Genomic DNA, 22,999 nt, shown 5'->3' with positions numbered 1-22,999 from the left:
GAACCCCTGTCGGAAAGGGCTGTCGGGTTACTGCCGGGCTGTCGGGGCGCTTCCGGGCTGCGTCGGCCGGAGGCGCCCCTGACGCGGTGTCCGTTCAGGACGCGCCAACTGTTCAGGACGCGGTCACTGTTCAGGGCGCGGTGACCGAGAAGCCGTCGAAGACGGCCTGGATCCGTTCACCGGGGTAGTTGACGTTGGCGCCCGAGGCGACCAGGCCCGCGTCGCCGGTGCCGGAGGCCGAGGCGACCGTGGCAGACCCGACGGTGGACCAGGTGGTGCCGTCCTTGCTCGCGTACGCGGAGTACGTCGTGCCGTCGCGCACCAGCTTCAGGTAGGCGGGGTGGTACGTCTGGCCGCCGCCCGCCCAGGTGTCGAGCTTTCCGTCGCCGTCGCTGTCGGTCATGAACTCCAGGCCGTACTTGTCCGTCATGACGAGGACCGCGTAGCCACCCTTCTCGGGCGCGGTCAGGTCGTTGGCGACGGCGAGGCCGGCCTTGCCGACGGGACTGGCGGACTCCTGGGAGACGAGCCGTGCCCGCACGGTGGCCTTGTCGGCGACCACTGACTTCTCGAAGACGGTGGCCTTCTCGTCCTTCCAGCCGGACAGGTCCTGGCCGCCCGCCCAGATGGCGAATTGGTCACCGGCCTGGGCGAATTGGGCGTCGCCCGCGGTGTCGGCGGTGCGGTACGGCGCCGAGACCGCGCCCGGCTGCGGCTTCACCTTCACGGGGACGCGGTCGGAGACCGGCGGGCTGCCGTCGTAGGTCACCGTCCCGGTGAGGGTGTGGCTGCCCCAGGCCGCGTCGGCGGGCGGGGTGACGGTCCACTTGGTGGTGAGCGTGGCGCCGGCGGCGAGGGACCTGGTGGTCGCGGCCGTGGTGGCCTCGGTGCGCCAGCCGTCGGGCGCCTTCAGCGCACTGGTGACCCGCTTCAGCGGCTGGGAGCCCCAGTTGGTGACCGTGGTGGTGATCTCGAAGGCCTCACCGTTGCCGGTCTCCGGCGCGTCGGGGGCCAGCAGCACGGAGGCGGCGGGGGCCTTGGCGCTCCGCAGGGCACGCAGCGCCTTGTCGGCGCCCTTCGCCTTGAGGTTCACGAAGGCGGGGGTGACGCCCAGGGGAGCGCCGTAGCCCTTGAGGTCCTTCGGGCCGCGGATCACGGTGCCCTGGTTGACGTCGTACCAGGTGCCCGGGGGCAGGTGCACGGTCCGGGTGGCCCGGTCGGCGACCTGTGGTGCCGCGAGGACGGCGGGGCCGAGCATCCACTCGTCGGAGACGGTGTAACCGGCCTTGTCCTGCGGATAGTCGAAGAACAGCGGCCGGACGATCGGGTCACCGGTCTTCAGGGTCTGCTGCACCTGGTCCCAGATGTACGGCGCGAGACGTTCGTGCCGCTTGATCGCCGCCCGGTAGAGGTCGATGGTCTGCTGGTCGTAGACGACCTTCTGGCCGGTGGTCACGTCGATCGTGTCGACGGGCGAGGTCGAGGAGTACATCAGCGGCATCAGCGAGGCGACCTGCGCCGAGCGGATCAACACGTCCTTCTCGGGGGCGGGTTGGCCTCCGGAGCCGCCGATCATGTCGGTGGTGACGAAGGGGTAGCCGATCGTGGAGATCGCGAGGTTCTGGCTTACGGAGGCGCGGACCGAGTCCCAGCCGGTGCCCTTGTCGACCTGCCGGGTGACGAACCCGGCCTGGTGGGCGGTGGAGTCCCAGTGCACGCGGATACCCACGCCCTGGAGGTCGAACTCGTCGGCGAGCTCGGTGCCGAGACGCTGGTAGTCGGTGGGCTTGAACCCGTCGCGCGGGGCGCACTTGTCGTCGAAGAAGCGGGTGTCGAACTTCAGGCCGTCGATGTCGTAGTCGCTCATCAGCGTCTTGATGCGGCCGGTGTACCAGGCCTTGGCCTCGGGGTTGGCGAGGTCGATGATGCCCGCCGTTCCGTTCCACCAGGTCACCGTGCAGGGCTTGGCGGTGTCGGCGGCGTCCTTGAGCAAGTAGCCCTTGTCGACAGCGAACTGGTAGGTGTCGGAGTCGAGGTTGATCCACAGGGTGGTCCAGAGCCCGAAGTCGAAGCCGAGGTCGTGGATCTTCTTCGACATGGCCTTCGGGTCGGGATAGGCCTTGGCGTCGAAGGTCAGGTTGCCGTAGTTCGACTCCCACTTGTCGTCGAGCTGGAGGGCGTGCCCTTCGAGCCCGTTGTCCTTGAGGTCGGTGGCGTAGTCGAGGACCTTCTCCTGGTCGACGTGGGTGTAGAACTGCGCCCAGGAGTTCCAGACCGGCTTGGCGTACTGCTCGTACGTGGCATCGCTCTTCGCCGGTTTCCCGACGATGCCGACGTAGTCGCGGTAGACCTCCAGCGGGGTCGACTCGACGAAGACGGTGGCCTTGTAGGGGTCGGCGGACTCTATGTCGAAGCGTCCGAGCCCGTCCTTGCCCTCGTTGATCGCCACGTCCATGACATGCCCGGTGTCGACGCGGAGCCCGGCCGAGCTGGAGGTGTACCAGAACGGATCGATCATGTGGTACGAGGCGGGGGAGAAGCCGGGGTGCTCGACCTCGCCGCTGTCCAGCGGCCAGGGCTGGTCGGTGCCGGGGCCGCCCTGCGGGGTCTCGGCCTCTCCGTGCCCGTACCAGTGTCCGGCGGAGCTGAGGTCGTAGGCGAGTCCCAGCCGGTCCGGATCGACTCCCTCGACGTTCCAGTCGAGTTGGTAGCGGTCGGCGGCCGGGGTGAGGTGCGCCTGGACGGTGGCCCCGGCGAGCGTGGAGCCGGCGGTCAGGGTCAGCACGCCGCCCTTCCAGCGCCAGCCGGTGACGCCGGTGGCGTGCTGCCACGCACCGCCGGAACGGAACCTTAAGGCGCCCGTGTCGCCGCCCGCGGTGGTCAGGACGGGATGGCCGGCGCGTTCGGTGCGGAGCGCCAGATCGCCGTCGGTGGGTACGTCGACGGAGTAGCCGGGGCTCTTCCCGGTGGCCGGTACGGACAGGGTGAGTCCGTCCGCGGTTTCGGTCACCTTCGGCCCTGGGGCCGTACCGGCCTGTGACGACTGGGCCAGGGCCGGGGGTTCCATGCCGAGCGAGGCGAAAGTCAGGGTCAGAGCGGCGGCAAGTACGACGCCGAGTCTGCGGGGCTGTGCACGCACTGTTGTCCTCCAGCGGGCAGAGGCCGGGAGTCTCTGATGAGTGATGCAAGATCTTGTAGTTTTCCGCACATAATCTTGCAGTAAATTTCATCTGTCAACGATGCGTTCCTTGATTCCTGTGGGGCCGCGCTGGCCCCTGGGGCGGCCGACAGCGGGCGGGCCCGCTGCTCACGGGCATCAACCGTGGACCGCGGGCCCGCCTTCAGGAGAGCGTTAATTCTGCGTGAACCGCGTCGGGCGATAAGCACCGAACGCGCGAGAAGGCGTGGGTTGTCCAGGGGCCCACGTCCACGTCCGGGCCCGCGGCGCGCCGCCGCGCCATGACCCGCGCCGGCGACCAATTGGCGCTTCGGACCCGATCCGGTGGCAGACCTCGGCGACTCGCCGGTCGGTACCCGTGCCGGTACTTCCACGCCGGATCCGCCTTCGTTCAGGCGCCTGCAGCCTCGCGCATCCTCAACGCCGCCTCCTGCGCCAGGCCGTGGATCCAGTCGCCGCCGAGTACGTGAGAGTGCTCAGGTCCTCGCACCGGCAGCGCGAACAGAAACGCCCGCTCAGCGATGGGCGAAGCAGCTCTGCGCGACGGACGTCTGCCTGGCGAGCGCCAGGCAGACGGCGGCGTCCGCGAGGTCCATGACGGGGCTCGCCGGATCGGCGGTGACCGCGGCGGCGCCCGCCACCCCGCGCAGGCGCCCGAGCGCCGTCGGCACCTCGGTGGCCCGGCTCGGTCGGTGTGTCGGACACCGCAACGGCATCGGTCGCGTCCTGGCCGGCGAACTCCCGCAGCATCGCGTACGCCTGGAACATCAACTACGTCGTGCCGCGGCCGGCGACGGCCACGCGCTCGCCGGCCCGGGCAGCGTCGCTACGCGGGCCGAGTCCGGCCGCTGCGCGAGCCCGAGGAGGCGGTGCCACACCCCGGCCGGGCGGCGATCTCGGGCGCTCTCCGACCGGGGGTGACCCCCACGGCACCGCACTCGGCTTGACCGAGTCGTGATCCGGCGGCCCCTTGACACTATGCGTGATCGGTTGAGCATGATGGCGTTTACTGCTTGATTCGAGCATGATTCGAGCATAAACAAGCATTGAGCCGCACCCGTCGTCACTGCACAGTGGTACGAAGAGAGGGTGGTACCTGAGTGAAACAGCACCTCGCAGGCACGGCCGCAGGCCTCGTTCTGGCCTTGGCGCTCGCTGGATGCGGCAAGGGGGGCTCCTCCGACAGCGGCGCCTCGGACGGCCGGACGATCACCTTCGTGGCCGCGAAGTACGACGAGGACACCCAGCCCTACTGGGAGAAACTCATCAAGGACTTCGAGGCCCGGACCCCCGGCTACAAGGTCAACCTGGAAGTCGTCGACTGGGAGCAGATGGACTCCAAGGTCAAGACGTACATCCAGACCAAGCAGCAGCCGGACGTCCTCAACTACAACAAGTTCTCGGACTTCGCGCGCGACGACCTGATCTACAAGGCGGACGAGGCGGTGTCGGCGAAGGTGCTCGGCGACTTCCTGCCCCTCTTCGCCGACCAGGCCAAGTACCAAGGAGTCCAGTACGGCCTGCCCTTCATCTCCAGTGCGCGGCTGTTCTTCTACAACAAGGCGATCTTCAAGCAGGCAGGTGTCACGGCGCCGCCGAAGAGCTGGGCCGAGGTCGAGGCCGCCGCCAAGAAGATCAAGAAGGCCAAGAAGAGCGGAGTCATCCCGCTGGGCCTGCCCCTCGGACCGGAGGAAGCCCAGGGCGAGTTCGGCATCTGGTCGATGAACAACGGCGGCGGCTGGGTCGACGACTCCGGGAAGTGGGCCGTCGACCAGCCGGCGAACGTGGAGACCCTGACCTACCTCAGGAAGCTGACCAAGGAAGGGCTGACCCAGCCCAACCCGGAGACCACCAACCGCAAGGACGTCTTCAACCAGTTCGCGCAGGGCCGGATCGGCATGATCAACGGCGCCGTCTTCATGCGCAAGGGCTTCATCGACCCCGTCGACAAGGACCTCGACTACGGTGTCGCGCCGCTGCCCAGCAAGGACGGCACCACCCACAACACCCTGGGCGTACAGGACTATTTGGTGGCGTTCAAGAAGGACGGCGGCAAGAACCGGGAGGCCGTCAACAAGTTCCTGGACTTCGTCTACCAGAAGGAGAACGCCTCCACGTTCCTGTCCACGGAGGGATTCCTCTCGGTGACCAAGTCGGCCGGTGACGCGCTCAGTTCGGACACCGCCTACTACAAGCCGTTCGTCGACGCGCTGGCCGGCGCCAGGTTCGCCCCGGCCGACAATCCGGGCTGGGCGGCCGTGGACGGCGCCGTGAAGCAGCAGATAGGCACCGCCGTGGCAGGCGGCGATCCGAAGAAGGTCCTGGAGAAGATCCAGAAGACCGCGCAGAAGACCGGCTGACGCATGGCCGTCCACGACATCTCCGTACGCGCGTCCGGGGACCGGCGAGAGCCGGCCCCGGACGCGGCGGCACCGCCCGCCGCTCCCGTCCGAAAGCGGCGGCGCGGACTGCGGGCCCTGGAACCGTTGCTCTGGCTCGGCCCCGCCGTCGTCCTCATCCTGGCGATGGTGGTCTGGCCCGTCGTCGAAATGGTCCGCACCTCCCTCACGAGGATCAGCTCGACCGGCCTGTCCCTCGGCTCCGCGGGCCTCGACAACTACACCGACCTGTTCGCCGAGGAGGACCTGCCAGGCGTACTGCTGCGCACGCTGATCTGGGTCGTCGGCGTCGTCGCGGTCACCCTCCTGCTGTCCCTCGGGCTCGCCCAGTTGCTCAACACCCGCTTCCCCGGGCAGCGGGTGGTCCGCTGGGCGCTCATCGTGCCCTGGGCGGCGTCCGTGCTGATGACCGCGCTCATCTGGCGCTGGATGCTCAACAACTTCTACGGCGTCGTCAACCGCCTCCTGATGGACGTGGGCCTCCTGGACAAACCGGTGAACTGGCTGGCCGACCCGGTCCTGGGATTCGCGGCGATGATGGCCGTGGCGGTGTTCGTCTCCCTGCCGTTCACCGCGTTCGTCATCCTGTCCGGACTCCAGACCATCCCGGCGGACGTCTACGAGGCGGCCCGCATGGACGGCGCCGGGACGCTCAGGACGTACCTCTCCGTCACGTTGCCGCTGCTGCGTCCCTCGCTGCTGGTGGCCGCGATCATCAACATCATCAACGTGTTCAACTCGTTCCCGATCATCTGGTCGATGACCCGCGGCGGCCCCGGCTTCGCCACCGACACGACGACGACCTTCATGTACAAGCTCGCCTTCGACAACCAGGCCGTCGGCGAATCGGCCGCGATGGCCGTCGTGAACTTCGCACTGATCCTCGTCGTGGTGCTCGCGTATCTGCGGGTCGTGCGATGGCGGGAGGAGATCCGATGACCACGCCCACCGCGCACGCCGGGCCCCGGGCCGGACACAAGGTGCGCACCGTGCTGCTCACCGGGGTCGGCTGGCTGGTCGCCCTGCTCTTCCTCTCCCCGTACCTCCAGATGCTGCTGACGGCGCTGAAACCGACGCCGGATCTCATGAAGTCCCCGCCCACGTATCTGCCGTCGCACTGGCAGTGGTCGAACTTCGCCGACGTGTGGTCGCTCGACGACCCGCCGGTCACCGGCTCACTGGGCTTCTCGCTGTACGTCGCCGGCATGTCCACGCTGCTCGCGCTGCTCGTCGGACTGCCCGCCGCGTACTACACCGCGCGGCACCGGTTCCGCGGCCGCGGCGCGTTCCTGCTGCTGGTCCTGGTGACCCAGATGTTCGCGCCCACGGCGCTGCTGGTCGGCATCTACCGGGAAATGGTCAGCCTCGACCTGACGGACACCGGCGAGGCGCTGATCCTGGTCAACGCGGCGTTCAATCTGCCGTTCTGCGTGTGGATCCTCAACGCGTACTTCGCCAGTGTCCCCAAGGAGTTGGAGGAGGCGGCGTACCTGGACGGGGCCGGCCGGCTGGGGGCGCTGGCCCGGATCACCCTGCCGCTGGCCATGCCCGGTGTGGTGACGGCGGCGGTGTACACGTTCATCGCCGCCTGGAACGAGTACGTCGTCGCCCTCACCATCACGTCCTCGAAGGACCGCACGACGCTGACCAAGGCCATCCCCGGGTTCGTCACCGCCTACCAGGAGCAGTGGCAGTACCTCTTCGCGGCTTCGCTGATCGCCGTCGTCCCGGTCGTGGTGCTGTTCATCTTCGTGGAACGCCATCTGGTCAGCGGTCTGACGGCCGGTGGCGTCAAGGGGTGAGGCAGGGGGTCCACCGGGGCGGGCGCTGTCGGAGGGCGGGGCGGGACTTCGTGCGAGAGGGCACGGCGGCCTCGCCGTACCGGCGCGGCGCCTGCCCTTCCGCGCGGCTGGCTGTGTGACCCGCAACCTCCGTGCGGCACAGGCCGGTTCAGGCGCGGACGATCTCCACCCCGGCGGCGACGAACGGCTCGATGAGTCCGGCGGGGGCGTCCTTGTCCGTGACCAGCACATGGACGTCCTCCAATGGGCAGATCCGCGCGAACGCCCGCTTGCCCAACTTGGAGGAGTCGGCGACCACGACAACCTGCTGGGCGCGGCGCGCCAGCATCCGGTTGATGCTGGCCTCACCCTCGTGATGGGCGGTCGCGCCGTGCACGGCATCGATGCCGTCCACTCCGATGAAGACGTGATCCAGCGTGATCTCCGCGAGCAGTTCGGTGGCCAGCGGCCCGATCAGTTCGTACGAGGCCGGGCGGGCCACACCACCGGTGACAACGAGCTTCACATGGCGGCGCACGACCAGCTCGTTGGCGATGTTCAGGGCATTGGTGACCACCGTCAGAGACGGGTCCGCACCACCCTCGGAGCCCAGGTCACTCCTGGTCGCCAGCGCCCGTGCGACCTCGGTGGTCGTGGTGCCGCCGTTGAGGCCGACCACGGCCCCGGCCTTGACCAGGCCGGCTGCCGCGTGCGCTATCCGCTCCTTCTCGGGAGCATGGCGTGCCGCCTTGTAACGCAGCGGGAGGTCGTAGGCGATCGCGTTGATCACGGCGCCACCGTGGGTGCGGGTGACCATCTGCTGGCGAGCCAGCTCGTCGAGGTCACGCCGGATCGTGGCAGCGGACACCGCGAGTTCGGCCGCTGCCGCCTCGACCTCGATACGCCCGTCCCGCGTCAGCATCTCCAGCAGCGCGCTCCACCTGGCCTGCGGTGTCGCCATCTTCGTCGCTCTCTGTCGGCGGTAACGGGTGCCCATGAAACCACGGACGGGAGCGGTCGTCGTGGCACCCGTTGCATATTTCAGTACTTTATCACCTATACATCAACAATTGCTTGCATCTCCTTTCAGGATTTTCTGCATCGATGGAACTGGCCGCTCATCGACGCGGTCGGCGGCTGTGCCTTCATCGACCTGGACGGCGGCGAGTACACGGTCTCAGACGGTGGTGGTCGGTGGAGTCCAGCGGCGGGTGCGGGGTACCGCGCTGGTGATGCCGTAGTCCTTCTTGAGTGTTTCGGGGATCGCGTAGTGCATGACGCGTCCACGGGTGAGGGAGGACAGTTCGAGGACCGTGGTGAGGTGGCCGAGGCGGTCCAGGGCCCAGGCGCCGAGGGGGGAGCGGTCCTCGATGGTCTCCAGTACGCCGAGGAGATGGGGGACGGCCTTGACGACGGTGTCCCACGAAGTGCGCGGCACGTGGAGCCAGTCGGCGCAGGTGTCGCCGATGAGGTGGCGGACGAGGGCGGAGACGACGGGGTCGAAGAAGGTGCCGGGCACCACCTCCTCGTAGAGGTCGATCAGCTGCCGGGTCAGACGGGCGCCCTCCTCGGAGGGCCCCATGTGCCGGACCATGTACAGGTCGAGAAACTGGCGGGCCTCGTCGAGAGTCGGGGGTACGGCGTCCTGGTCGACGCCCAGCATGGCGCCGACGACGCGCCAGGCGTAGTAGTACGCTTCCGCGCCCTCGGTCGACATGTGGATCCCGAGCCGGTGCAGGCTGTCCAGGACGAGCAGGGAGAAGAACATCTGCCCGCCGATCATGTCCTCCTGGCAGATCGGCGTCCCGTGGGCGGCCTTGTCCCAGCGGTTCTCGCGGGTGAGGTGGTGGCGGATGGAGGCGTGCAGGAGCCGGACCTTCTGGGCGGCGGGGATGAAGCGGCTGCCGGCCTCGAAGGCGTCGGGCTGCATCAGATGGACGGTGAACTGCCCGGTCTCGGCCATTCGTTTGGACGGGTACTCCAGGCCGTGACTGGCCGACAGCAGCTTCGCCACGTGCGGGACGACGTAGCAGGCGGGCATGGAGGCGAAGGACAGAGCGGTGGAGATGTGCACGTTGTTGTCGATGAAGAACAGCCGGGCCTTCTCCATCTCCGCCCAGTCCACCCAGGACGGCGGAGTGCGCGTGGCCTCGATGTACTCACGAGCGACGTCGGGCAGGCCCTCCGGCAGGGGAGCGCCGGCGGTGGAGACGTACCGCATCAGGGTGTTGAACTTGCCCACCTCCCCGCGGTCGAAGAGCTCGGCGACGGTGGCGTCGGCGAGTTCGTCCCCGGTGCGCCGCAGGGCGTCCAGCGATGCGTCGGTGTAGGTCATGGCAGGGTTCCTCGTCTTCCTCTGGAGCGTCCACGACGGGCGGCAGGGGCGGAGCCGGGTGCGCCGGGCCGCACTGGATGCGAACGGTCAGGACAGGCGTACCGCCGCGGAATGCGCCAGCGTGGTCAGGCCGCCAGTGGCGTGCGCCGGTAGTCCCAGTTCGTGGAGGGCGCCGAGAGCCTCCTCGACCCGTGCCCCGATCATGTCCTCGATCCGCTCGGGCGCCCTCAGCCGTCGCATCACCTCGCGCACCGTCTCCAGCCCCTTCCCGTCCAGGTCGTCGCGGCCCAGCAGCCTGTGCAGCAGCTCCCGCTCCGCGTCACCGGCGAGGCGCCATGTCTCTGCCAGCAGTGCGGTGGGCCGTCGGCCGCGCACGTCGTCGGCATTGGCCTTGCCGGTGAGCTCGGGATCTCCGAACAGCCCGAGCAGGTCGTCCCGGAGCTGGAACGCCTCGCCCAGCGGCAACCCGTAGGCGGAGTAGCCCTCGCGCAGCCGCGCGCCCGCGCCGGCCAGCGCACCCCCGATCAAGAGGGGCTGTTCGACGGTGTACTTGGCGGTCTTGTACCGGATCACCTTCAGCGACGCCTCGGTGTCCGGGCCGGCGCCGGTACGCAGGATCTCCAGACACTCACCCGCGATCAGCTCACGGGCCATCACCGCCCACAGCGGCCGGGCCCGGACGAGATACGCGGCGGGCAGACCGCTGGCGGCGAACAATTGCCCCGCCAGCGCCATCAGCAGGTCTCCCACCAGCATCGCCAACGACCGCGCGGCGGCATCGGCGTCGGGACGAGGCCCTACGGCCCCGCGCAGGGCGATGTGGGTCGTGGGCCGGCCGTGCCGTAGCGGGCTGTCGTCGATGAGGTCGTCGTGCACTACCGCGGCGGCATGCACCAGTTCCATCGAGGCGGCCGCCCGCACCAGTGCGTCACTGTCCGGCTGCCCGCCCGCCCGCCACCCCCAGTAGCAGAACGCCGCCCGCAGCCGCTTGCCCTCCGCGACCGCCGCCTCCAGTCTCTCGGCCACGGCACCGAGCATCGGATCGACCGCCGCGAACTCGTCGGCCTCCCGGGCGACGAAGCGACGCAGCACCTCGTCCACGCGGGCCTTGAACGCGGCCGGCTCCCACCGCTCATACGTCACCGGTGGCCTTCCGCGCCAGGGCGCGCTGGGCGAGGATCTCCAAGTGGGCGGGGGGCCCGGCCGCGTACCGGTCCAGCACCAGACGCCCCCGCGCCACGAGCTCGTGTTCCGCCTCCGCGGCCAGCTCGGTGCCGTCCGACCGGCGCAACAACCCGCGCACCGTCCCCAGGGCCGAACCCACCGTGCTGACCGCCAGATCGGCCAGTCCTGCAGCCAGCAGGAGTGCTTGGCTGTCGCTGTTCACATCCCCGCGCCGAACCGCTTCTCGCGTCACGCCGTCTCCCTCATCCGTCGTACAGCCAGGCAGCCCCGGGCGCACACCGCCCTTCCGAGCATCGCGTCAGACAGGATGCGACCGCGGAAGAACTCACGATCGAGTGATCCCACCGCTCTCCCGTACGGATCCGGCGAGGGAGTGCAGGTCGACGGCCATCTGGTCGCGCCGCCGTTGACGGTGATGTCATGAGCGGCGAGGTGGGCGGACAGGACAGAGATGAATCCGTTCAGCGCGCCCTTGGCGGAGACATAGGAGACGAAGGGATCCACGCCGGAGGTCCCTGACCGGGCTCAAGCCAGTTCTCCGTACGGTGGAGCGAGGCGGCACCATCACCGAGGGCAGCGCCAGCCCGCTCAACGACGGTGCCTCCGCGGTGCTGTTGGGCAGGGATCAGGCCGCGGCCGTGATCAGGGTCGACCCGATCGCCCAAATCACGGGGCGCAGCGTGATGGCGCTGGAGCCGCCTGCCTTCGGCTACGCCCCGGGCGAGGCCGTGAACCGTGTGCCCGCCCGGGCCGGGGTCGGCCGGGACCAGGTGGGCGCGGTCGAGTTCAACGAGGTCTTCGCTGTGCAGTCGGTCGCCTGCATCGACGCGCGGAAGGTCAACCCGGGTCGCGTCAACCAGAAGGGCGGCGCCATCGCGATCGGACACCCGCTGGGCGCCTCGGCCAGACACGTCCTCGCCACGGCGGCCAAGGTGCTACGTGAGGCGGGCAGCGTTACGCGTCGCCGCGAACTGTTTCCGGCCGGTCAGGGGCGCGCTGAGGTAGTCGAGAACTGCGGCGGCACGGAGGTGGAGCAGCGGCCGGGCGGACATCGTCGAGAGCGTGGATGCGTCGGTCGCACCGGGATCGAGCACGGCGCGACCGACCTGGTCGTCGGTTTCGGCCTGGCGGGGATGCCGTTCGACTGATCGACGCGCTCATCCGGCAGGGCGTGAAGGACCTTGCGCCGTCACTGCTCTCCTTTGGGCAACACCAACACTCGGGAGTGAGCCCGCGGCGCCGGCTCGGCACGACGACGGCCCGGTGCCGCGAACGCGGCACCGGGCCGAAGGCCGTGTGGCGAAGTCAGCCCTGGCGGGCCTTGAAGCGGGGATCCTTCTTGTTGATCACGAAGGTCACGCCCCGTCGGCGTACCACCTGGGCGCCGGGCTTGGCCTTCAGCGAGCGCAGTGACTTGCGTACCTTCATCGTGTTTCTCCTCCGTAACGCCGCTCGAAGCGCTCCACCCGGCCCGCCGTGTCCACGACCCGCGAGGTGCCGGTGTAGAACGGGTGGCTCGCCGACGAGATCTCCACGTCGACGACCGGGTATGTGGTGCCGTCCTCCCACTCGACCACGTTGTCGGCGTCGAGGACGGAGCGGGTGAGCAACTGGAAACCAGCCGCGCGGTCGCGGAAGACGACAGGGCGGGAGACGGGGTGGATGCCGGACCTCATGGGTGGTGCCTCCTTGCGGGCCCTCCGTCGCGTTCGACGGAGGACGGTGTCAGCGTTCTTCGCGGAACTGGACGTGCTTGCCGGCCACCGGGTCGTACTTCCGCAGGTTCAGCCGGTCGGGATCGTTGAGACGGTTCTTCCGGGTCACGTAGATGACTCCGGTGCCGGCCGTCGACTTCAGCTTGACGACGGGCCGTGTGGTGCTGCGTGCCATGAGGGACTCCTTCCGCCGACATCCGAGTTCATTGACTCGGTCATGTCAGACGATCGTTCCAACGCCACAGGCCGGCGCTGCATTCCCTTCTCCCACCTGTCTCCTGTCGCCTGCCATATCTGCCGCGTAGGCACTGGTGGCGCCTGCCGAAGAACACGGCAGCCAGCGTGACGAGTGCGGGCACCGCTTGGTGGTCCGCAACGGTTACCACCAGCCACGGAAAGTCACGACCGGGGCCCGGCGGTCGAGGGGAGTCCGGGTGAGTGCAATCGGTCCTCCTCGATGATCCTCCCGCCCAGCTGCCGCATATCCCCGAAGATCAGCGAGGGAGTGGCCCGTGCTGTATCCGCGGAACCCGGCGCGAGGAAGGCGCCTCAAGGAGATCTGCAATGCCGAGGACCGAGCCCACGCTATGAAGGCCGTCACCGCGTTCCATCGGTGGACGTGGACGAGTTGCTGTCGTTCCACGACTTCTTCGCGGAGCACTGGGGCACTGGATCCACCTGCGGACCACGAACCTGTCGAGTCGGCCTTCGCCACCGCCCGGCTACGTACAAGGGTCACCCGGGGCGCGGCCGCCGCCCCTGGCCATGGCCTTCATCTCGGCAAGTCCGCGCAACCCCGCCGGCGTGCAGCGCCAGAGCCCGCTTCGAACGCGGCCACCCCATCGAACGCCCGGAACGCCACGCATCCTGGGCGGCGTCGACTGACCCCCAGGCCGATGAGTTTTCCCGTTGACTGCGGTCTGCCTTGTGACATCCCGCCCGGCCGACGGCGCAGGAAGCCGGTGAATCCCGGTGTCATGGACGAGGAGAGGTGGAGGCCAGGATGGTCAACAATCCGATTCGGCTGTACATGTCGATGTCCCTCGACGGCTATATCGCGGGCCCGGACGATCGCTCGGGTCAGGAGCTCGGACGCAACGGTGGGCGGCTCTTCAACTGGCTCGACGACCGGGAATCCGATGGGCCCAGCGGACAGGTCTACCGCGAAGCGCTGGCGACCGGCGCAGTGATTTCCGGCCGTCGGACATTCGAACTCGCCGGGCGCTGGCAGGGCGACCACCATGACGGCGTGCCGATCTTCGTCCTCACCCACCACGTGGATGACGGGGACGTACCACCAGGCCACGCACGATTCGTCACCGATGTCGCGGACTGTGCCCGTCAGGCTCGCGTGGCAGCCGGTGACCGGCCGGTCATGGTGCACGGAGCGGGAGCGGCCCAAGCCCTTCTCCGAGCCGGGCAGATCGACGAGATGGAGATTCATCTGGTCCAGATCCTTCTCGGCAGCGGCCGGCGCCTGTTCGACCATCTCGGTAGTGAGCACATTGAACTCGATCTCGTCCGCCGGCTCGACGATCGAGACGTCACGCACCTGCGCTACCGGGTGCGCCAACCCGAGAAGGCCGCATGAAGACGCTCTTCGTCGCCTACCGCGTCACTGATCTGGACCGTTCGCTCGGTTTCTACACCGCCTTGGGCTACGTCGAGCTCGGCAGGGTGGAAGGCGGTGACGGTGTTCGCCGTGCGCTCCTGAAGTTCCCCGGCGAACCGGCGGCCTCACTCGAACTGGTCGACCGCCCAGGCGACGGACGAATCGACGTGGGCAACGGTTTCCAGCATCTCGCGATCCAGGTGGAAACACTCGGCACCGCCCTGGAGACACTGGCCGCATCAGGTCTGGAGCCGGAGCCCGTCCAGTATCCAGGCGGCCCGCATGGCCCAAAGACATCGTGGCTCACGGACCCGGACGGCTACCGGATCGAGTTGGTGGAATGGCCGTCCGGACATCCGGACGGAATCACCGCAGCAGACTTCTCCTGAGACAGTCACGGTGTAAACGCCTGCGCGAGTTCACCGCGGTAGACACGCAGCGACGCCGGCTCCGTCCACCGTCGGTTCCACACCTCACGCAGGCCCCGCACTCCGAACGCGAGCAGCGGCGCGGGCACGGCGAAGGTCGCAGCATCCACGAACAGGGCGGGGCTCGGTTCCGCGCCGGCGATCAGCGCGCCGGCGGTGTGCGGCTGCTCCATCTGGAGAGGGGGACGCGGCGATCCGCTTACGGATGTCCGGGGCGCGGTCCGTGGGGATCGCTGCCGGGCCAACGGGTGTGGGAGCTGGTGCCCGGAATGTCATACCGCTCCCAGTCTCTGCGGGCCCGGTCAGTAGCGCGAACCACCTCGGTCCCGAACGGGGAGCGGGCTGCTGCCGCCTGGTGGAAATCTGCCTACCCCACGCGGCCGCGGGCGACTACGCGACCATCGCCCCAGCACCTGCTCGAGGCCCAGATCGGGCAGACGCCGAGAGCCACATACCGGCCGGCTGATCGGCGTCGTCGCGACCCTCCGCGGGCGCCGCCCGGTCAGTGCCAGTCGCTGATCTTCACGTCGCGCGGTTCGGGGGCACCTTCCCCGGTCTCGAGGAGCTGCTTGAGGCTCATCAGGAAGATGGCCCATTTGGTGCTGCAGTGGTGCATGAACTCCACCGGCTCACGCCAGCCCTCGTGCTTGAACAGCACGATCGTGTAGTCACCGTCCTGACGGAGGTCCCACTGCACGCTGGTGCCGATCCATTCCTGCGGTCCGTCGACGACGTCCCAGCGGACGAGTCGGCCCGGATCGAGCTTGGCGACCTTCATGTCGAACCCGCCCGGCCCGAACCGGAACTCGATCACTCCGCCGAGTTCGGTCTTTCCGGATGTCTTCTCGGTCCACCAGCCGGACAAGCCGTCCAGGGTGGTGAGCGCGTCGTACACCTGCTGCGGCGAGGATTGCTCGACGCCGATGCGGTGAAGGATGTCTGCCATCGCGTGTTCCTCTCTACTGCTTCTTGCCGGTCTCGTCGTCCGCGTCCTTGCCGTGCTGGATCGTCTCGGCGATGCGCTTGATGCGCTGGAGACGGGAGTCCCAGGCCGCGCCGACGTCGGCGAGTTGGGCGACGGCGCGCGCGAGCTGGGCCTGGTCGACTCGGAACTGCTTCTCGCGGCCGGCGGTGGTGGCGTGCACCAGGCCCACCCGGTCGAGGACGAGGAGGTGTTTCGCCACCGCCTGGCGGGTCACCGGCAGCTGTTCGCTCAGGCTGGTTGCCGTCCCGCTGCCTTCGCTGAGCAACAGGTCGAGCATCCGGCGCCGGGTCGGGTCGCCGACCGCCGACCAGAGGTCGTCGTCCACCATCACGCTCATGCCCCGGCTCCGACCTTCGCGGCGTACGGTGGCAGCCGCGGCAGGTAGAAGTCCCAGCCGGTGACGTGCTCGGCGTACTTGGCGGCGACCTTCGCCTCGTCCCAGCCGCGCTCGCGGAAGCCGCTCTCGGTCATCCGCAGGAGCGTCCCTGTCCCGGCGGGCTCGAGCTCGAAGACGACCAGATTCGAGTTGCCGAGGGCTGCTGGTTCTCCCTCTTCGTGGGTCCACCGGAAGGAGAAGAGCCGCGGCGGCACGGCGTCGACGACGGCGAACTGCATCCAGGTGCCGTCCTGCGAGCAGTCTCCGAAGCCGATACGCCCCGTGCCCCCGGGAACGGCCGAAAACTCCGCCTCGTCCGGCCACCACTCGCGGAGGTGCTCGGGGCTGCTCACCACGTCGTAGACGACCTGGGGTGAGGCGTCGATGTGGATCTCCCGCTCGACCGTTCCGAATTCCATGCTCGCCCGCCTCCTGCAACGTTTGGTTGCACATCAATCTAGCCGACCGGGTGACAGATGCGCAACCTTTAGTTGCGTGATGATGTGATTCGGTTCGGCGACGGGCGAGTTGGGTGTGAACCTGCTCGGGTGTGGCCGTGGCATCGTGGCCAAGTGATGGATGAAGAAGAAGAGGCGTGGCTGGCGACTCAGCGGCCGTCGCGCATACGCGAGGTCCAGGCCGGTCGCCTGGCCTGGACCCAGGTCGACCTGATCGACATCGGGGGCGGGTTCACCCGTGCCCTGCGTGACGGGCTGGAAGTCTTCGGTGTCCAGGTGAACTATCTGCGGGTCGGTCAGCCCCGCCACCTGGTGGCCGCGCTGGACGGCACCAGACCGATCGCACCCTATGTGATCCTGTCCTGCCACGGCGACGAGGGCCGCATCCTGATGGAAGACGTCGCCGACGAGCTGGCCAGATTCCAGCCGTTCACCGGGGCCGTCGGGCCAGACCGCGTACGCGAACACTTCCGGCTGCCGGGCAGCGTCACCCTCGTCACCGGCTGCGACACGGGAGAGCCCGCGCTCGCCGACGCGTTCCTCGACGCCGGTGCCGGCGTCTACATCGCCCCACGGGGCGCCCCTTTCGGTTACGCCAGCGTCTTCGCCCCGTTGTTCCTCTTCTACGAACTCACCGAACACCGCACCCCGATCAAGGCCGTCGAACGCCTACGCGCGCACGACGACGAACTTGCCATGTGGCAGCTCTATCGACGCTGACCCGCAGCCTGGGCCCACCCGGCCGGAGCGCACTCTGGCTCCGCCGATGACCCGCTGGACACGCCCCTAGGCAGGGTCGAGTTGGTCGGCCAGGCCGGCCAGATCGTCGGCGTGCACGTCGAACGCGTCCGAGGAGGTGGGCGGGTCGCCGACGGGGCGAGCGACGTAGGCGGTGCGCAGGCCGAGGCCCTGTGCTCCGCGCAGGTCCCAGGCGTGGGCGGCGACCATCAGGAGCCGCTCCGGCGGTCGTCCGGAGACGGTGACGGCCAGCTGGTAGACCGCTGGGTCCGGCTTGTAGGTCCGGGCGTCTTCGGCGGACAGGGCCTGGTGCCAGCGCAGTCCGGCGTGGGCGTTGAGTCCCAGCAGCGCCGTCCGGCTCGCGTTGGAGAGTCCGATCAGCGGGAACCGTTCGGCGAGTCGGGCGAGCCCCGCCAGGGTGTCAGGCCACGGCGGGAGCCGGCGACCTGACAGGGCCAGCGCCGCTACGGCGGCCGGGTCGTCGACTCCGGCGGCCTCGGCGACGAGCCGGGCGGCTTCCAGGTCGAGGACGTCGCTGGTGCCGTAGGGCCGGACGCCGTCGAGGATGCGACGTTGCTCGCGGTCGATGTGCTGCTGCCACAGCGACAAAAGCTGCTCGACCCTGGGATCGTCGATCGCCGGGTCGAGTGCACGAATGCCGGCGCGGATACCGGCGGGTTCGTCGACGAGCGTGCCGAGCACGTCGAACACGACGGCGTCGATCTCTAGCTCTGACATGGGAGAGGTCTCCTGGTCGAAGCAGGGGCGTAGGAGGGGCGTAGGAGGGCTGTTAACCGAACGCAGCGGGAAGCCACCCTCATTCCCGAACCGCACGGCCGGTGCGGCCACCGCATCAACGTCGCCAACCACCGCGCCCACCAAGCCACAACGCACGATCGGCGCACCACCTCCGCGTAATCCCTGACCCGACCACAGCCCCGGCCAGGTGAGGCGGTCGACCGGGGCAACGCCGAAACCCTCTTCCTCGGCCTCGCCCGCCGACCCGTCCCGGCCCGGCTGCTTCCCGGTCCACCGCGAGCGGCGGCCACTTCAACGAGCGGGTCGAATGGGGGAAGGGCGCGCCTGTGCCTGTGGGCGGTTGTGCGCGCTGGAGCCGCCCAGTGCGGCGGGCGCTCGTCACCCCACCCCGGTGCGGTCGGCACTCCTCACCCACCCCGGTGCGGCCGTCGCTCCTCATCCCACGCAGCCGTCGGGCGGACCCGTCAGCCCCCGATGAGAGGGGAGCGGTACGCGCGGAAGAACTCGGTGATGTCGTGGGCGAGCAGGGCGGGTTCTTCGTGGGCGGCGAAGTGTCCGCCGCGGGGCATGTGCGTGTAGCGGGTGATGTCGTAGGTGCGCTCGGCCCAGCTGCGTGGCGGCCGGCTCAGGTCGGCTGGGAACAGGGCGACGGCCGTGGGGACGCGCACCCGCTCCACACGTCGGGTCAGGCCGTGGGCGTACTCGTAGTAGGGGCGGAAGGAGGTGGAGATCGTCCCGGTGAACCAGTAGAGGGACGCCTGGGTGAGGAGGAAGTCGTCGCTGAAGCGCGAGGACAGGTCGCCGCCGCAGTCGCTCCACGCACGGTACTTCTCGACGAGCCAGGCGAGCAGGCCGACGGGGGAGTCGGTCAGGCCCTGGCTCAGGGTGAGGGGGCGGGTGCTCTGCTGTTGCAGGTAGGCGCCCTCCTGGGCCTGCCAGGCCGCCACGGAATCGAGGTGGGCCTGTTCCTGCGGGGTGACGGTGGCAGGGTCGTATGCGGCCGGGGCGGCCACCGCCAGCAGGTGGATGCCGACGAGAGCCTCAGGGTGGGCCTCGGCCAGCCGCGAGGTGACGCCGGCGCCCAGGTCTCCGCCGTGTGCCGCGTACCGCTCGAAGCCGAGTTCGTCGTGCATCAGCCAGTGCCAGAGGTGGTGGGTCTGCTCCGCGTCGGAAAGCTCGGGCCGCTGGGGAGAGAACGCGAATCCGGGCAGTGAGGGCACGATCACGGTGAAGGCGTCCTCGGCCGCTCCTCCGTACCGGGACGGGGTGGCCAACCGGTTGGCGAGGGCGGTCAGTTCGAGGAAGGAGCTGGGCCAGCCGTGCGTGATGACGATCGGCAGCGCGTCGGGGTGTTCGCCGTCGAAGCGGAGATAGTGGACGGGTGTTCCGTCGAGGTCGGCGAAGTGTGAGGGGAGGGCGTTGATGGCGGCCTCGTGGGCTCGCCAGTCGTAACCGTCGGCCCAGTACGCGGTGAGGCGCCGGAGTTCCGCCGTGTCGGTTCCGGCCTCCCAGCCGTCCACCGGCCAGGGTTCGGGCCACCGCGTGCGCTCCAACCGGGCGCGGAGTTCGGCCAGTTCGGCGTCACTGACCGCCATCAGGGGCGGAGTGCTCGGCATGGGATGTCTCCTTGGTGTGCTCAGGGTCTCGGTACGGCGGGGGTGCGGAGGTGGGGGCGGGGCGGGCGGCGCCTGAGAGGGCGACGGCCCCGCCCATGAGGACCGTGATGACGAGCAGGGCGTGTGCGAGCCCGGTCCGATCGGCGAGGAATCCGATCAGGGGAGGGCCGCCGACGAAGCCGCAGTATCCGATCGAGGTGATGACACCGACCCGGTCGGCGGCACGGACGGGTTCATCGGCACCGGCGCTCAGAGTGATGGGGAAGCCGAGCGCCGCGCCTGCTCCCCACAGCAGTACACCGGCGAAGACCGTCCATGTGTCGGGGCCGAGCGCGAACAAGGCGCCACCGGTGGCGGTGGCGGCGGCAGCCGCCCGCAGCGCGGCGACCCTGCCCAGCCGGTCGACGATCGCCGACCCGAGCCAGCGGCTCAGCGTGACCGCGGTGAGGAACGCGGCGTAGGCCAGGGTTCCGACCGTGGCCGTGGTGTGGTGTCGGTCGATGACGGTGAGGCTGATCCAGTTGCTGCCCGCCCCTTCCGCCACCGCGAAGGCCAGCGCGAGGCAGCCGATGGCGACCGTGCGGGGGTCGCGCCACGGGGTCGACGCGCGCCACAGGGTGGGCCCGCGGCGCGGGGTCGGGTCCGGGCGGGCGACCGTCGTCGGCGGCCGCCCGGTGCCGCTCGGGGCGGGCCCGGGAAGGAAATGCCGGGCGGCCGCGGGCGTCACGAGGGCGATGAGCAGGGCGATTCCGCCGATGTGGAGGATCACGGGAACCCGCCAGGCGTTCATCAGCGCACCGAGACAGGCACCGGCGACCGTACCGAGACTGAACCCGGCGAAGAATCGGGGCATGACCGACCGGCCGAGGCGTCGTTCGATGTCCGCGGCGTGCACGATCACCGCGACGTCCCAGAGACCTGTCGACATGCCCAGCAGTACGAGCCCGGCCACCACGAGCGGCGTCCAGAGCGTGTAGCCGATCGCTACGGCACCGAGACCGGCACCGACCAGCAGGGCCACAGCGGTGATGGCCCGGCGGGGCCCGACACGCGTGACGATGCCCCCGGCCGGCGGCAGCACAACGACACCACCGACGGCGATCGCGAGGAACAGCAGCCCCAGTGACGCTGGGTCCAAGTCCATCCGCGCCCGTATCTGCGGCAGCCGGGAGGCCCACGTCGACCCCGCGAGTCCCAGGCCGGCGAAGACCACGTGCGTCGACCTCACCGCGGTCGCGACATCTCGCGGCCGCGGGTCAGGGGCCGCGTTCACGTTCCCCGTCCGGTGAGCGGGCCGAGGGCCTGCTGGATCGCCGCCCGTGTCACCTCCTGAGGCTCCGGCTCGATCGCGAGGAGCGCATGCATGATCAACCCTTCCAGCAGGGCATCCAGACGGCCGGCTGTCTCCGGCCCGGTGAAACGGGCCAGCACGGCCCGACTGTCCCTGGTCCACTGCTGTGTCAGCGCCCGGAGAGCGGGATCGCGCAGAGCCGCCAGGTGCAGCTCGAAGCCGAGGACCGCGCTGCGGCGCCGGGACGGTCCTCCCTGCACCAGATCCACCAGGACGTCGACCAGGTCCTCGCGCGACGTGACCTCCGCGAAGAGGCCCTCGAACTGCGCGGTCTGTTGTTCCACGTACCAGGCGAACGCCTGTGCCTGGAGCTCGACCAGGCTCGAGAAGTGGTAGGTGACCGACCCCAACGGCACATCCGCGCGAGCGGCGACCTTCCGGTGCGTGATACCGGCTGACCCGTCCGTCACGAGCACATCGAGAGCGGCGTCGAGAATGCGTGTCCGGCGCTCCGGATCATGCCGACGCGACCGCCGCCCTACGGGGACGCCGGAGGCGTCCCTCCCGGGAGGTTCCACTCTGTTCATAGGAACAAACGTACACTACGTAAAGAACAGATGTACGCAACTGTCGGGCGCCGAGCCTGGGCCCGCCATCACCTGGTCCTCGGTGAACGGATCCGGAACCGCGTATACGGCGACGGCCACCGACCCTCGTAGCGCGCGCGGATGTTCTCGGTCATCGCCGCGGCCAGGTCCCGGCTGTCGACGCTTCCTGGAAGCCCGGCAGCGATCTCGGCGCGAAGATGGCGCCGGAGTCGACGGACGGCTCCGCTGGCCAAGACCTGACCTGACCAGGCCAGGTCTTGCGGTTTCCCACGCGGTTCAGGGGCGGCGGGCAATCCAGGTGGTGCGGGTGGTGCGCACGCTCAGGTCGTCGCGGCGCGTGATGCTGTGCGGCTTCGCCTGGTTCAGCAGGGCGTCCCAGGCGGCCAGGCAGATCTGGGCATAGTTGTTCAGGACCGGCCCGGCCTGTGTGCGGTTTAGGCAGACCTCGAAGGAACGCTGCTCCTCGACGGTGCCACGCAGCAGCGGCGGACGGCGCCGCTGCTCCTCTCCATCAGTAGACGATGGACACGATCTGGCAGGCGGCTTCGGCGATCCGGCGCTCTCCACTGATGCGGGCCCGGGAAAGGGCAGTGCCGGGATCAATGCCGCGGGTGCAGAGTCGCCAGGCGGTCTCTGAGTCCAGGTGCAGTGAGGCGGCGGGCCGGCCGCTGGGTGGTTCGGCCAGTGACCAGTGGTCCGCGGTGGCGGTCACGGTCCAGGTGCCGGCGGCTGACCCCTCGAGGATGACCTGGAGTTGTGTCCCGGCGGGTGCGTGCGTGTGACGCAGTGTGTGGGGAAGGGCTCGCATGAAGGTGTCCAGGACCGCGGACAGAGCGTCGGGCTCCGGGTCGGTGTCCTGGCCGGTGGCGTGCCGGATCTGTTGGCGGTGGGTCCAGTACTCGGTGAACTCCCGGGCGATGTCCAGCCACTTGGGCGCTGGGTCGGCCCCTGCCCAGGACACTCCCAGGCCCGCTGCGTCGAGGTCGATGCCCTCGAATTGACGGGCGACCCGGGTTCCGGCCAGTTCCAGGCCCCCGATGAGCTCTGCGGGGCTGCGATCGGCGTGGAGGTCGACCCATTCCTGGTTGACCCGATGGATGAACGCTTCCAGTGTCTCTCCAGCCGCCTTGATGCGCTGGTGGCTCTCTGTGCTCCAGCCGAGACGGCCGTGGTAGTCGCCGAGGATGTGGGCGGCCAGATCGTGGACGGTCCAGCCTGGGACCGCAGCCCTGCTCCACTCATCTCGCCGCAGCCTGCGTAGCACGTCCAGGAGCGACGCAAGCTCTGGCGCGAACAGCGGGCGAGCGTCGATCGGCTTGCCCAGCCAGGAGAAGTTGAATACGTCGTCGGGCTGGAGGCTCATGGCCAAAGCCTGTCAGCGGGGAGGCTGGGTCTTCCATCCCTTGTTCTTTGCAGGGAATCCCGGCCTTCAGGCCGGGTGGGAATGCGATCCTCGGCCCGGAGGCGCGAAGCGCCGGAGATCTCTGCGTCTCCGGGGTGGCGGTCAGGCTGGGCGCTTCTGGTTCTCGATGTAC

25 protein-coding genes are annotated in these 22,999 nt (G+C 69.2%); 7 read left to right on the top strand and 18 right to left on the bottom strand.

Annotation, left to right across the window (positions count from 1 at the left end):
• Positions 1-130 precede the first annotated feature (130 nt).
• Positions 131-3,067, bottom strand: coding sequence for a TIM-barrel domain-containing protein (locus tag ABZT06_RS13465; RefSeq protein ID WP_355740159.1), 2,937 nt, complete (start codon positions 3,065-3,067; stop codon positions 131-133).
• 626 nt (positions 3,068-3,693) lie between these two features.
• Positions 3,694-3,894, bottom strand: a complete 201-nt coding sequence (locus ABZT06_RS13460) for a hypothetical protein (protein WP_355739423.1) — start codon at positions 3,892-3,894, stop codon at positions 3,694-3,696.
• 384 nt (positions 3,895-4,278) lie between these two features.
• Here ABZT06_RS13460 and ABZT06_RS13455 point away from each other — a divergent pair, with 384 nt between their 5' ends.
• From ABZT06_RS13455 to ABZT06_RS13445, 3 genes are read left to right on the top strand one after another with little or no spacing between them, the layout of a single operon-like run.
• Positions 4,279-5,538 (top strand): extracellular solute-binding protein, encoded by a 1,260-nt coding sequence (locus ABZT06_RS13455; RefSeq protein WP_355739420.1) that lies wholly within the window; start codon positions 4,279-4,281, stop codon positions 5,536-5,538.
• Positions 5,539-5,541: 3 nt separating this feature from the next.
• Complete coding sequence (locus tag ABZT06_RS13450) at positions 5,542-6,516, top strand: sugar ABC transporter permease (RefSeq protein ID WP_355739417.1); 975 nt, start codon at positions 5,542-5,544, stop codon at positions 6,514-6,516.
• The gene (locus ABZT06_RS13445; RefSeq protein WP_355739414.1) at positions 6,513-7,379 is read left to right on the top strand and encodes a carbohydrate ABC transporter permease; all 867 of its coding nucleotides are present in this window, start codon (positions 6,513-6,515) and stop codon (positions 7,377-7,379) included. The genes ABZT06_RS13450 and ABZT06_RS13445 overlap by 4 nt, the downstream gene beginning before the upstream one ends.
• 148 nt (positions 7,380-7,527) lie before the next feature.
• Here the strand turns inward: ABZT06_RS13445 and ABZT06_RS13440 are convergent, their stop codons facing one another.
• The 4 genes from ABZT06_RS13440 to ABZT06_RS13425 all read right to left on the bottom strand — a co-directional run bounded on the left by ABZT06_RS13440 (position 7,528) and on the right by ABZT06_RS13425 (position 11,110).
• On the bottom strand, positions 7,528-8,319 hold the full coding sequence (locus tag ABZT06_RS13440) for a DeoR/GlpR family DNA-binding transcription regulator (RefSeq protein ID WP_355739411.1): 792 nt from the start codon (positions 8,317-8,319) through the stop codon (positions 7,528-7,530).
• 216 nt (positions 8,320-8,535) lie between these two features.
• Positions 8,536-9,693, bottom strand: coding sequence for an oxygenase MpaB family protein (locus tag ABZT06_RS13435; RefSeq protein WP_355739408.1), 1,158 nt, complete (start codon positions 9,691-9,693; stop codon positions 8,536-8,538).
• A gap of 87 nt (positions 9,694-9,780) precedes the next feature.
• Entirely contained in the window at positions 9,781-10,836 is a 1,056-nt protein-coding gene (locus ABZT06_RS13430; protein ID WP_355739406.1) for a polyprenyl synthetase family protein, read from the bottom strand.
• Positions 10,826-11,110, bottom strand: a complete 285-nt coding sequence (locus ABZT06_RS13425) for a polyprenyl synthetase (protein WP_355739403.1) — start codon at positions 11,108-11,110, stop codon at positions 10,826-10,828. Before ABZT06_RS13425 ends, ABZT06_RS13430 begins: the two co-directional genes overlap by 11 nt.
• Positions 11,111-11,423: 313 nt before the next feature.
• Between ABZT06_RS13425 and ABZT06_RS13420 the strand changes: the two genes are divergently transcribed.
• A complete protein-coding gene (locus ABZT06_RS13420) occupies positions 11,424-12,026 on the top strand; it encodes a hypothetical protein (RefSeq protein ID WP_355739400.1) in 603 nt (200 codons plus the stop codon).
• 157 nt (positions 12,027-12,183) lie between these two features.
• On the opposite strand, the gene ykgO is transcribed toward ABZT06_RS13420, so the two are convergent.
• From ykgO to rpmG, 3 genes are read right to left on the bottom strand one after another with little or no spacing between them, the layout of a single operon-like run.
• Complete coding sequence (gene ykgO, locus ABZT06_RS13415; RefSeq protein WP_006130958.1) at positions 12,184-12,306, bottom strand: type B 50S ribosomal protein L36; 123 nt, start codon at positions 12,304-12,306, stop codon at positions 12,184-12,186.
• On the bottom strand, positions 12,303-12,554 hold the full coding sequence (locus tag ABZT06_RS13410; RefSeq protein ID WP_355739397.1) for a type B 50S ribosomal protein L31: 252 nt from the start codon (positions 12,552-12,554) through the stop codon (positions 12,303-12,305). The genes ykgO and ABZT06_RS13410 overlap by 4 nt, the downstream gene beginning before the upstream one ends.
• A 49-nt stretch (positions 12,555-12,603) precedes the next feature.
• Positions 12,604-12,768, bottom strand: coding sequence for a 50S ribosomal protein L33 (gene rpmG, locus ABZT06_RS13405; RefSeq protein WP_355739394.1), 165 nt, complete (start codon positions 12,766-12,768; stop codon positions 12,604-12,606).
• A gap of 828 nt (positions 12,769-13,596) precedes the next feature.
• Between rpmG and ABZT06_RS13400 the strand changes: the two genes are divergently transcribed.
• Both ABZT06_RS13400 and ABZT06_RS13395 read left to right on the top strand, forming a co-directional pair.
• A complete protein-coding gene (locus tag ABZT06_RS13400) occupies positions 13,597-14,184 on the top strand; it encodes a dihydrofolate reductase family protein (protein ID WP_355739391.1) in 588 nt (195 codons plus the stop codon).
• Positions 14,181-14,594 carry a VOC family protein gene (locus ABZT06_RS13395; RefSeq protein WP_355739388.1) on the top strand — a complete coding sequence of 138 codons (414 nt, stop codon included), beginning with the start codon at positions 14,181-14,183 and terminating at the stop codon, positions 14,592-14,594. Before ABZT06_RS13400 ends, ABZT06_RS13395 begins: the two co-directional genes overlap by 4 nt.
• Before the next feature lie 5 nt (positions 14,595-14,599).
• Here the strand turns inward: ABZT06_RS13395 and ABZT06_RS13390 are convergent, their stop codons facing one another.
• The 4 genes from ABZT06_RS13390 to ABZT06_RS13375 form a co-directional block, all read right to left on the bottom strand.
• Entirely contained in the window at positions 14,600-14,806 is a 207-nt protein-coding gene (locus ABZT06_RS13390; protein ID WP_355739386.1) for a hypothetical protein, read from the bottom strand.
• A gap of 329 nt (positions 14,807-15,135) precedes the next feature.
• Positions 15,136-15,579, bottom strand: coding sequence for an SRPBCC domain-containing protein (locus tag ABZT06_RS13385; protein ID WP_355739383.1), 444 nt, complete (start codon positions 15,577-15,579; stop codon positions 15,136-15,138).
• A 13-nt stretch (positions 15,580-15,592) separates the two neighbouring features.
• On the bottom strand, positions 15,593-15,955 hold the full coding sequence (locus ABZT06_RS13380; protein WP_355739380.1) for a winged helix-turn-helix domain-containing protein: 363 nt from the start codon (positions 15,953-15,955) through the stop codon (positions 15,593-15,595).
• Entirely contained in the window at positions 15,952-16,413 is a 462-nt protein-coding gene (locus tag ABZT06_RS13375) for an SRPBCC domain-containing protein (protein ID WP_355739377.1), read from the bottom strand. The genes ABZT06_RS13380 and ABZT06_RS13375 overlap by 4 nt, the downstream gene beginning before the upstream one ends.
• A 156-nt stretch (positions 16,414-16,569) precedes the next feature.
• Between ABZT06_RS13375 and ABZT06_RS13370 the strand changes: the two genes are divergently transcribed.
• Complete coding sequence (locus tag ABZT06_RS13370; protein WP_355739374.1) at positions 16,570-17,172, top strand: hypothetical protein; 603 nt, start codon at positions 16,570-16,572, stop codon at positions 17,170-17,172.
• 66 nt (positions 17,173-17,238) lie between these two features.
• Here ABZT06_RS13370 and ABZT06_RS13365 read toward each other — a convergent pair whose 3' ends face one another.
• From ABZT06_RS13365 to ABZT06_RS13345, 5 genes are all read right to left on the bottom strand, one after another.
• Positions 17,239-17,928, bottom strand: a complete 690-nt coding sequence (locus tag ABZT06_RS13365; protein WP_355739371.1) for a haloacid dehalogenase type II — start codon at positions 17,926-17,928, stop codon at positions 17,239-17,241.
• A 485-nt stretch (positions 17,929-18,413) separates the two neighbouring features.
• Positions 18,414-19,565, bottom strand: coding sequence for an epoxide hydrolase family protein (locus tag ABZT06_RS13360; protein ID WP_355739368.1), 1,152 nt, complete (start codon positions 19,563-19,565; stop codon positions 18,414-18,416).
• Entirely contained in the window at positions 19,531-20,793 is a 1,263-nt protein-coding gene (locus ABZT06_RS13355; protein ID WP_355739365.1) for an MFS transporter, read from the bottom strand. Before ABZT06_RS13355 ends, ABZT06_RS13360 begins: the two co-directional genes overlap by 35 nt.
• A gap of 41 nt (positions 20,794-20,834) precedes the next feature.
• Positions 20,835-21,326 carry a TetR family transcriptional regulator gene (locus ABZT06_RS13350; RefSeq protein ID WP_355739362.1) on the bottom strand — a complete coding sequence of 164 codons (492 nt, stop codon included), beginning with the start codon at positions 21,324-21,326 and terminating at the stop codon, positions 20,835-20,837.
• Positions 21,327-21,975: 649 nt separating this feature from the next.
• A complete protein-coding gene (locus tag ABZT06_RS13345; protein ID WP_355739359.1) occupies positions 21,976-22,827 on the bottom strand; it encodes a maleylpyruvate isomerase family mycothiol-dependent enzyme in 852 nt (283 codons plus the stop codon).
• Positions 22,828-22,999: the final 172 nt, after the last annotated feature.

It is taken from the genome of Streptomyces sp. NPDC005483 (genome assembly GCF_040606035.1).
In the GTDB taxonomy this organism is placed as follows: Bacteria; Actinomycetota; Actinomycetes; order Streptomycetales; family Streptomycetaceae; genus Streptomyces.
This window is presented reverse-complemented; position numbering and strand designations above follow the sequence as displayed.

Coding starts and splice junctions, on each gene's coding strand:
- ABZT06_RS13465 (WP_355740159.1), bottom strand. CDS start 3,067: ATGGAACCCCCGGCCCTGGCCCAGTCGTCACAGGCCGGTACGGCCCCA.
- ABZT06_RS13460 (WP_355739423.1), bottom strand. CDS start 3,894: ATGCCGTTGCGGTGTCCGACACACCGACCGAGCCGGGCCACCGAGGTG.
- ABZT06_RS13450 (WP_355739417.1), top strand. CDS start 5,542: ATGGCCGTCCACGACATCTCCGTACGCGCGTCCGGGGACCGGCGAGAG.
- ABZT06_RS13445 (WP_355739414.1), top strand. CDS start 6,513: ATGACCACGCCCACCGCGCACGCCGGGCCCCGGGCCGGACACAAGGTG.
- ABZT06_RS13440 (WP_355739411.1), bottom strand. CDS start 8,319: ATGGCGACACCGCAGGCCAGGTGGAGCGCGCTGCTGGAGATGCTGACG.
- ABZT06_RS13435 (WP_355739408.1), bottom strand. CDS start 9,693: ATGACCTACACCGACGCATCGCTGGACGCCCTGCGGCGCACCGGGGAC.
- ykgO (WP_006130958.1), bottom strand. CDS start 12,306: ATGAAGGTACGCAAGTCACTGCGCTCGCTGAAGGCCAAGCCCGGCGCC.
- ABZT06_RS13410 (WP_355739397.1), bottom strand. CDS start 12,554: ATGAGGTCCGGCATCCACCCCGTCTCCCGCCCTGTCGTCTTCCGCGAC.
- rpmG (WP_355739394.1), bottom strand. CDS start 12,768: ATGGCACGCAGCACCACACGGCCCGTCGTCAAGCTGAAGTCGACGGCC.
- ABZT06_RS13400 (WP_355739391.1), top strand. CDS start 13,597: ATGGTCAACAATCCGATTCGGCTGTACATGTCGATGTCCCTCGACGGC.
- ABZT06_RS13395 (WP_355739388.1), top strand. CDS start 14,181: ATGAAGACGCTCTTCGTCGCCTACCGCGTCACTGATCTGGACCGTTCG.
- ABZT06_RS13390 (WP_355739386.1), bottom strand. CDS start 14,806: ATGGAGCAGCCGCACACCGCCGGCGCGCTGATCGCCGGCGCGGAACCG.
- ABZT06_RS13385 (WP_355739383.1), bottom strand. CDS start 15,579: ATGGCAGACATCCTTCACCGCATCGGCGTCGAGCAATCCTCGCCGCAG.
- ABZT06_RS13380 (WP_355739380.1), bottom strand. CDS start 15,955: ATGAGCGTGATGGTGGACGACGACCTCTGGTCGGCGGTCGGCGACCCG.
- ABZT06_RS13375 (WP_355739377.1), bottom strand. CDS start 16,413: ATGGAATTCGGAACGGTCGAGCGGGAGATCCACATCGACGCCTCACCC.
- ABZT06_RS13370 (WP_355739374.1), top strand. CDS start 16,570: ATGGATGAAGAAGAAGAGGCGTGGCTGGCGACTCAGCGGCCGTCGCGC.
- ABZT06_RS13365 (WP_355739371.1), bottom strand. CDS start 17,928: ATGTCAGAGCTAGAGATCGACGCCGTCGTGTTCGACGTGCTCGGCACG.
- ABZT06_RS13360 (WP_355739368.1), bottom strand. CDS start 19,565: ATGCCGAGCACTCCGCCCCTGATGGCGGTCAGTGACGCCGAACTGGCC.
- ABZT06_RS13345 (WP_355739359.1), bottom strand. CDS start 22,827: ATGAGCCTCCAGCCCGACGACGTATTCAACTTCTCCTGGCTGGGCAAG.